This is a genomic window from Paenibacillus sp. N3.4 (assembly GCF_008017805.1).
GTDB lineage: Bacteria > Bacillota > Bacilli > Paenibacillales > NBRC-103111 > Paenibacillus_E.
Genome location: NZ_VRTT01000141.1, coordinates 1 through 8,171, shown reverse-complemented (window position 1 = coordinate 8,171; position 8,171 = coordinate 1). Strand labels below are relative to the sequence as shown.

Sequence of the window (8,171 nt, the reverse complement as noted above, 5' to 3'; positions counted from 1 at the left end):
AGACCAATTGTCCCTCATTGGAATAGCAGCCAAGCTGTGAGCGAATTCCACATAGGCATCATAGCTTGCGGGAAGCTGTTCCAGCTTGGCTAAGTAACCAGAGGTTTGATGCCCCTGCTCGAATTTATTGTGCAGAATCCCCTCCAATTGGCGTTTAATAAATGTAAGTGATGGTAGCATGCTGTATCTCCTTTTCTCTGAGTATTAAATTTTTCTTTACCCCTTAACTGCCCCAGCTGTCACTCCCTTTACGATTTGCTTCTGCATGAGAATGAAAACGACGACAGAAGGGAAAACAGCCATAACCATCGCTGTCATTGTGTACTGCCAATCGGTTGTATATTGTCCGACGAAGGTATAAGCAGCCAAAGTTAACGTTTTTGTTGAAGGTGAGCCATTAACCATAATCAGAGGCAAAAGAAAATCATTCCATATCCACATTACATCAATAATGATAATGGTAGCCGTCACAGGCTTTAGAAGTGGAAAGATGATTCGATAAAATAAGGTAACGGTCGAAGCACCGTCAATCGTGGCGCTTTCATCCATTTCTCTAGGTATGCCTTTAACAAAACCATGATAGATAAAAATGGCCATTGGAGCTCCAAAGCCCCAATATTGAACGCCTAAACCCCAGACACTTTCTGATAAATGAAATATTTTCGCTAATTTCAAAACCGCAATCATGATGGATTGAAATGGAATTAACATTGGGATAATGCAGAATATGTATACGATGGAGCTAAACAGTGTTCTATTTCTTGACAGCATATACGCACCTGCTGAAGAGATTCCAATAATACCCAAAACCCCAATCGCTGTGACCACAGAGTTATTCAAAAATAACCTCGGATAATCAATAAATTTCCATACATACACATAATTTGCTACTTCTAGATGATGTGGAAGTGCAATTACATTAGCCATTACTTCAGAGAAGGATTTGAAAGAGTTATAGCATACAAGCAAGATTGGATATAAAAACAATACAGCAATAATGATCATCAAAAATTCTAGAAATACTATTTTCCATTTTATGCCAGTCATTAATGTTCAACCTCTCTTCGTTTAAAATATGTCAGTTGCAGGATCGTAATCATCAGTACCACAACGAATAGAACCAATGCCTTAGCTGAACCGTAACCGTACATATTGTTTTGAAACGTATCCCTATAGATATCCAATGCCACGCTATACGTACTGCCACCTGGCCCCCCTCCTGTCAAAGACAAAATGACGTCAAATACTTTAATTGCATTGGTCATTGACATAAACATACAAACAGTAACTGAAGGTGCAAGTAATGGTAAAGTCACACTAAGAAACCTTTGAAACGGACCTGCTCCGTCTATAATGGAAGATTCCAGCAATTCACGAGGTACTGATTGTAACCCCGCAATATAAATGACAATGTAAAAACCAATTGATTGCCAGACAGAAACGATGATAATTGAAATGAAAGCTAAATTCGGTACTCCTAGCCAGCTTAGTTTAAAGAATCCTATCCCCGTAAATTCTGCGAGTGCATCGAACCCTTGATTAAGAATGAACCTCCAAATAAACCCGACAATGACCAAGCTTAAAATGTAGGGCACAAAGAATGCTGCTCTAAGTAGATTTGTGGTCCTTAGTTTCTGGTCAAGGGCCAATGCAACTATTAGAGACAGTGCATTAACACATAAAATGTACAAGATACTGAATTTAAAGGTGAATATGATTGATTGTTTGAAATGATCATCCGAGATAAATATGGATTTGAAATTGTCTAGCCCTATGAATTTCGGCTGGGAGGATATACCATTCCACTGCGTTAATGAATAGAGCATGCTCATGATAAAAGGAATATAAAATGCATATAAAATTGTGATGATCACTGGCAGGATAAACATTCCAAATTCAAAACTTCTTACATGTTCTCGTTTAAACTTCAACATAATTCCACCCCGATGTTATCATTATTACTTCGTTTACAAAGCACTCCTATAAGTTCATTATAAAAGTAGTTATAATAGGATTACATGTACTAAAGTCTCCACTTTAGGGTAATATGGTACTCAAAACAGTATTTGGGGGATCTATCTATGCGCTTTATAACAATGAGGGTTGCTTGGTGGATGCGCAACTTACAAGAAAGGCTTTCAAGAAAATTAGTAAATAAGATCATATTGCTGCTTTCTTTTGTAATTGTTCTTATAGTCGGCTCTCTAACCATTATTTCCACTAGAATTACAGAAAATGAAGCGATGAAAAGCATGGTAACAACTACAAAAAATAATCTGAAACTCGTAAATCAAAATTTCGATAATTATTTTTTTGAAAGAAGGCAATTCATTTTTCCACAATATCAATATGAACAAGTCATTAATTCACTTCAAAACGAAGATTTTGAGTATATGTCCCAGCAATACCTGGAAGATTATTTAAGGGTTTTATTTTATTCGAAGCCTGATATTCAGGGAATTTATTTGTATGTGATCGACAAAAATAAATATTACTACATTACTCACGATGAAAATGTAAGCAAAGTTCGCATCGCTGTAAATCAGCAGATTCCGAGTAAAAAGTGGTTTCAAGAAGCATTGCAAAATGATCAACAGTTAGTATTTAGTTCTCTTCTTAGCTCAACGCAAGGCGATGTCGGATATCCTGTCGATTTAAATAAAAGCTTTATGGCTTACCATCGTGCGATTCGTACTATTTTCTTAAAAGAACCGAAAGCAATCATTTCCATCTTCTTCAACACAACCGTCAGAGATCAAATAATTAAAGATGCTTCCCTTTCTCCAAATGAGCATATTGTTCTTCTCAGTCATGAAAATGTTCCATTTTACTGGGACAATCCCGCATTTTTTCAATCTATGGAACTTGATTGGAATCGTATCGACAAGAACGATAACACTAATTTAATTGGGGAGAAGGGAGATAATCAGTATTTCGATATTTGTGATATGAGTGAGAGAGGACAATGGAAACTGATCAAATTCATTACCTCCGAACAGATTTATAAAGCAGCTCTCGCGTCTAGAAATATCAGTTATGCTGTTGGACTTATTTTTTTGATAATTTCAATTACCTTAATCGCTCTTACTACAAAGGCAATTACTAAACCCCTAAAAAACTTCTAATCATATGCTGCTGTTCAGCACAGGCAATTTTAATGTTAGGGTTCCAGTAAAAGGAAACGACGAAATTGCCCATATTTCCAGGCAGTTTAATAACATGATCTTACAAACCAACAACCTGATCGAGGAACAGTATAAATTGAAACTAGTTCAAAAAAATGCAATTTTGAAAGCATTAGAAGCGGAAATTAATCCTCATTTTCTGTACAACGCCCTTCAGGCAATTTCCACTAAAGCGCTGAAGAGTAACAATCAAGATATTGTGGATATGGTTGATGCGCTCGCATCGACGCTTCGTTATTGTTTTAGCGGAGGAGATCAGGTGAAGTTGAATGAGGAACTTAAGCATATCGAAAATTATTTAATACTTCAAAAGGCAAGATTCGGTTCGCGATTGCACATTCAATACAGGATTGATCCTCAGTTAGAACAACTGTTCATTCCTAGATTGTCAGTTCAGACCCTAGTCGAGAATTCAATTAAACATGCTCTGGAAAAAGTGTCATATGAGGTTTGTATTGTCATAGAAGCTGACATGAGCTTAGATGGTGTGACGATAAAAGTTACTGACAACGGACCTGGTATTAGTAGCGAAAAATTGCAATATATTAAATGCTTATTTCAAAAAAATTGGGAAGATCGTGAATTTGGTAGTATTGGTCTGCAAAATTTACATGCTAGATTAAAGCTTCTTTACGGTCAAGATGCAGAAGTTGTCATTCATACGCAATCTTTTTATACAGAAGTATGCTTAAAGCTGCCAAAAGGAGGAATGGAACATGTTAAAGGTACTAATTATTGATGATGAAGAACCGTCAAGGGAGGCGATAAAGATTCTAGGGGATTGGGATCGGCTTGGTGTGCAGCAAATACTTGAGGCAAACGGCGGGCTTCCAGGAATGGAACTCATAAATGAACATAGACCTGATATCGTATTGCTGGATATGAAAATGCCGGAAGTAAATGGCTCTGAAGTACTTTGTATGATTTGCCAGGATCATCCACACATTGCTACCATTGTGATTAGTGGGTATGGTGACTTTCAATACACTAAGCAAGCCATTCAATCACATGTCGTAGATTACATTTTAAAACCACTTGTTCGACATGACCTTAATCGTGCATTGGATAAAGCTGTTGCAATCATAGAAACAAAGAAAAAGGTAAAAAATGAGTTCTTCGAGAAAAATATTGTCGTTAATATCTCTTTGCCAAAGTTGAAGTCAGACATCTATATGAGCATAATTGAAGGAAAATTCCATAAGCAGAACCAAGTAGAACATTTAAAAACGGTTTATGATGAGGGCTATCCCTACTATCAAGCTTTCACACTAATCTTTTTGAATTTAGACCATATTCAAAAAACAAGATTTCATAATGACCTCACTTTGTTATATTTTGCTGTATCGAATGTCATTAACGAGTTCGGCAGCCAATACTTGAATTGCTTTAGCTTTCTAAATCCAAGGCAAGATAGAGAATTCATCATTGTCATTTGCGGACAAAGAGTAGCAGATATGAACTTGCTATCTCGTACTAGTGTAAATAAAGCCATGATTAAGCTGAAAGAGTTATTTGGTCTATTTGTAGTAGGGGCAGCTGGAACGATAGGATTTGGATTGGACTCACTCTCCGCATCTTATCATGCCGCTAAGGACTTCCTTCTTTCCATAAACCTTCTTTCTTTGAAAGATTTTATTTTAACAAATAGTACTTATTGTAATAGTAAAAGAAAACATTCCATTAATAGCCGGATGTCACTTTTCCGTAACGCTTTTCGCGATAGTGATTCTAAATATGCCAAAGGCATCCTAGATGAATTCATAGGCCAAATAACAAAATCTAATTATTTCAGTCTTGGAGATGCCCAACGCAATCTGGAAGAGTTTCAATTCAACTTGTATGATTTAGTGCTTGAACTATGCATTCATGACGAAAATATTGAACAGGCAACTGAGGACGGTTTAAAACCTAAAGATTTCATATTGGATTATGTGTCATTCGAACAATATTGTAATCTTTTGTATCAGATTCTTCACTCTTACTTTGCCAAGATTGGGCAAGGCCATAACAGAAAAGGGAAATTTCATATTTCTTTAGTCAAAGAGTACATTGAGCAATGTTACTTTGAGGAAATTAACATTGCCATCTTTACGGAACGTTATTTCTTAAGCCGTCAATATTTAATGAAGCTATTTAAACAGGAGTATGGATGCGGTATTTACGAGTATCTTCAAATTTTTCGAATGAACAAGGCGAAGGAACTGCTGGATGACCCCCAACTAAAAATCCAACAGATTGCTGAGATGCTTGGTTATAAAGATACCAATTATTTTAGCAAAGCTTTCAAAAACTATTTTGGTCATTCTCCTTCTGATCATAGGGGAATAGTAGAAAACAACCCTTAAACGTTTTTCCTATAGTTACTATTTTACCCCTATTTGATTACTTATTAACATGTTCTACAAACAATCTTCTTGATAAAATAACGATAGTAAGACATCTCATGAATGGGGGAAATACAGTGTCAAGTAGAAAAGGGTTATGCACAATTGTTACCGCCTCTCTAACGCTCAGTCTGATTGCCGGTTGTGGGGCATCTGCTCCAAGTCAAGTAGAAACCTCTAAATCAGGAACAAGCGAAAAAAAGACTTTAATCAAAATATTTGTCGCCTCTCCAGAGTACACAGATGCATACAATGCCGCCATATTGGAGTATAAAAAAGTTAAATCTAATGTGACGATCCAGCTTGAAATTATGCAATCGGATTATCCAACCGTACTTAAGACCAAAATAGCTACTGGCGACATGCCAGATGTGTTTCAATCTACAGCCGGTGAAATCAAGCAATATGCAGAATATTCAGCAGACCTAAGCAATGAACCACTTGCAGCAGCAATGACCGATTCTGTAAAGACAAGTATGTCTGATGGAGGGAAAGTACTTGGTCTGCCGATAAATGTAGCCATGTTTTCCCTCATTTATAACAAGGACCTGTTTGCAGATGCTGGAATCTCCGATGTACCCAAAACTTCATCACAATTAACCGAAGCAATAACAAAGCTTAAAGCCAAAGGGATTACTCCCTTTGCTAATGGATACAAAGAATGGTGGGTTCACAAGCATATCTTGCAACAGTTTATTAATGCCGAATCCGATAATGCCATGCAATTGATGAGCGACTTTAATACAGGCAAAACTTCCTTTAAAGACCATCCAACACTCATGAAAATGTTTGATTTTGTGGATACGACCATTCAGAATGGGATGCCAAAACCATTAGAAAGGGATTTCCCGGCTGAGATCAGTGATTTTGCGACGGGGAAAGCAGCTATCATAACTGGGCAAGGGGCTTGGGCCGAAAGTGGAATATCGAAGATTAACCCAAACTTGAAGATTGGTATCATGGGTTATCCTATCAATGAGGATCCTAACAAATCTATGATTGTGACCGGAGCAGATCAGGCACTTAGAATTAATAAAAATTCCAAATCGCTTCAGGAAACAAAAGATTTCTTTAATTGGCTGTATACTTCTGAATACGGAAAATCGTGGTTCGGGAACATAGCTAAGGTTATTCCACCAATTAAAAACGGAGACATGCCAAATATGCAAATGGCGAAAGCACTGACAGAATATTTGAAAGCAGGAGGAAAGGCAGGGGCGTTGTCTCTTAATTATTCAATTGACAGCTTCTATCAAAAATACGGAGAAGATATGCAAGCCTACATCGGCAAAGCTAAAACCAAAGATCAGGTAATCGAGCAAATACAAAAGGATTGGATCCAGCTAGGAGCTCCGAAGTAACCAAGTACTTATAATTGAATGACCCTGCAGAGTAATAACCGTCAGATCCTCCTGACGGTTATTTTTAGGTTACAAGTGAATTTCTTAAACTATTTCTCATATCCGGCATTGCCCGTAATCAAGAGATAAGGACGAACTCTATCGTCCATCCTATAAGCATCTGTCGGTTGTCTGGTTAATAACCAGGGTTTATCATTTTTTTTGAAACCAATTCTGTAACAGGTTAAGTTGTGTCGTTTTCCCTGCTCCATCAAGTCCACAGACAGCCACTAAAATCCCATTCAAAATGTCATTCCGTCATCAATCATGATTTCCGTCCCCCACATATATGAGAAGCCCTCGCTAAGCAAAAAAGCGATTACAAAAGCTCTTCCTCAGGTTTACCGATTTGATTCGCAAGTATCTTCGCGGTAATTATCCCTTGCCATAGGACGTCTATAGTTCCCCTTTTACTACATCTTTAATTTTCATACCTAACTTCATATGGTTTCTCCTCCAATTCAGAAATAATGCGATTAATAAGTAATTAAAAAGAAAGCTTTCGATGGCTTTTTAAGCAACCATTAATATCCTCATTCATGCTTATTATCGCTTGTACAATATGATTTTGAATTTCGTCCATACTTGAATCACTATGCGTGGCCTTCGGATACAAGATACTTCGAGAAGCATTGATGAGTGCGCCAAAACCATCTTCGTTGAAAGCATGAACAATATCTTTAGCCGTTCCGCCTTGGGAACCGTAACCCGGCACGAGGAACAAAGAATGGGGCATATACGTGCGGTACCGCTTCAAATCTACGGGGTATAGTGCGCCAACCACAGCTCCAACAGGGGTATAACCTGACTTCCCTAGGTAAGGCTTCCCAAGCTCATTGACCAAATCCGCCGCATAATCCGAAACCATCTTCTGATCATTTGTTGGCAGCTCCTGAAGTTCAACGGCAGACGGGTTGCTGGTTTTAACGAGAACGAACAAACCTTGGTCCCCACTAGCAACCCCAGATAGGAAAGGAGTAATGCTGTCTCTTCCCAAGTATGGACTGATGGTAATGCTATCCACCTTTTGTAGAGGATCAATCCAGCCTTGATTTTGGTCATAACCGCCGAAAAAAGCGTATGCATAAGCCTTTGCAGTCGAAGCAATATCTCCACGTTTGGCATCAGCAATGGTTAGTAATCCCTTGGAACGAGCATATTTTACAGTTTCCCAGAAAGCATTCATACCTGCAGAGCCAAAA

The 8,171-nt window shown here is 37.8% G+C and carries 8 protein-coding genes; 4 read left to right on the top strand and 4 right to left on the bottom strand.

From position 1 onward, the window contains the following. The 3 genes from FU659_RS33890 to FU659_RS33880 form a co-directional block, all read right to left on the bottom strand. The coding region (locus tag FU659_RS33890) for a hypothetical protein (RefSeq protein WP_147951566.1) at positions 1–180 on the bottom strand (180 nt) is incomplete at its 3' end. Between the two features lie 36 nt (positions 181–216). Then, entirely contained in the window at positions 217–1,047 is an 831-nt protein-coding gene (locus FU659_RS33885) for a carbohydrate ABC transporter permease (protein WP_147951565.1), read from the bottom strand. Beyond that, entirely contained in the window at positions 1,047–1,934 is an 888-nt protein-coding gene (locus FU659_RS33880) for a carbohydrate ABC transporter permease (protein WP_147951564.1), read from the bottom strand. The genes FU659_RS33885 and FU659_RS33880 overlap by 1 nt, the downstream gene beginning before the upstream one ends. 147 nt (positions 1,935–2,081) lie before the next feature. On the opposite strand from FU659_RS33880, the gene FU659_RS33875 reads away from it, so the two are divergent. The 4 genes from FU659_RS33875 to FU659_RS33860 all read left to right on the top strand — a co-directional run bounded on the left by FU659_RS33875 (position 2,082) and on the right by FU659_RS33860 (position 6,930). Next, positions 2,082–3,125 carry a cache domain-containing protein gene (locus tag FU659_RS33875; RefSeq protein WP_147951563.1) on the top strand — a complete coding sequence of 348 codons (1,044 nt, stop codon included), beginning with the start codon at positions 2,082–2,084 and terminating at the stop codon, positions 3,123–3,125. 4 nt (positions 3,126–3,129) lie between these two features. Then, a complete protein-coding gene (locus tag FU659_RS33870; RefSeq protein WP_147951562.1) occupies positions 3,130–3,924 on the top strand; it encodes a sensor histidine kinase in 795 nt (264 codons plus the stop codon). After that, positions 3,902–5,530, top strand: a complete 1,629-nt coding sequence (locus tag FU659_RS33865) for a response regulator transcription factor (protein ID WP_147951561.1) — start codon at positions 3,902–3,904, stop codon at positions 5,528–5,530. Before FU659_RS33870 ends, FU659_RS33865 begins: the two co-directional genes overlap by 23 nt. 116 nt (positions 5,531–5,646) lie before the next feature. Beyond that, on the top strand, positions 5,647–6,930 hold the full coding sequence (locus tag FU659_RS33860; protein WP_261808228.1) for an ABC transporter substrate-binding protein: 1,284 nt from the start codon (positions 5,647–5,649) through the stop codon (positions 6,928–6,930). Between the two features lie 526 nt (positions 6,931–7,456). Here the strand turns inward: FU659_RS33860 and pyrF are convergent. Next, positions 7,457–8,171 (bottom strand): orotidine-5'-phosphate decarboxylase (pyrF, locus tag FU659_RS33850; RefSeq protein ID WP_147951559.1); only part of this gene is annotated, 715 nt, incomplete at its 5' end.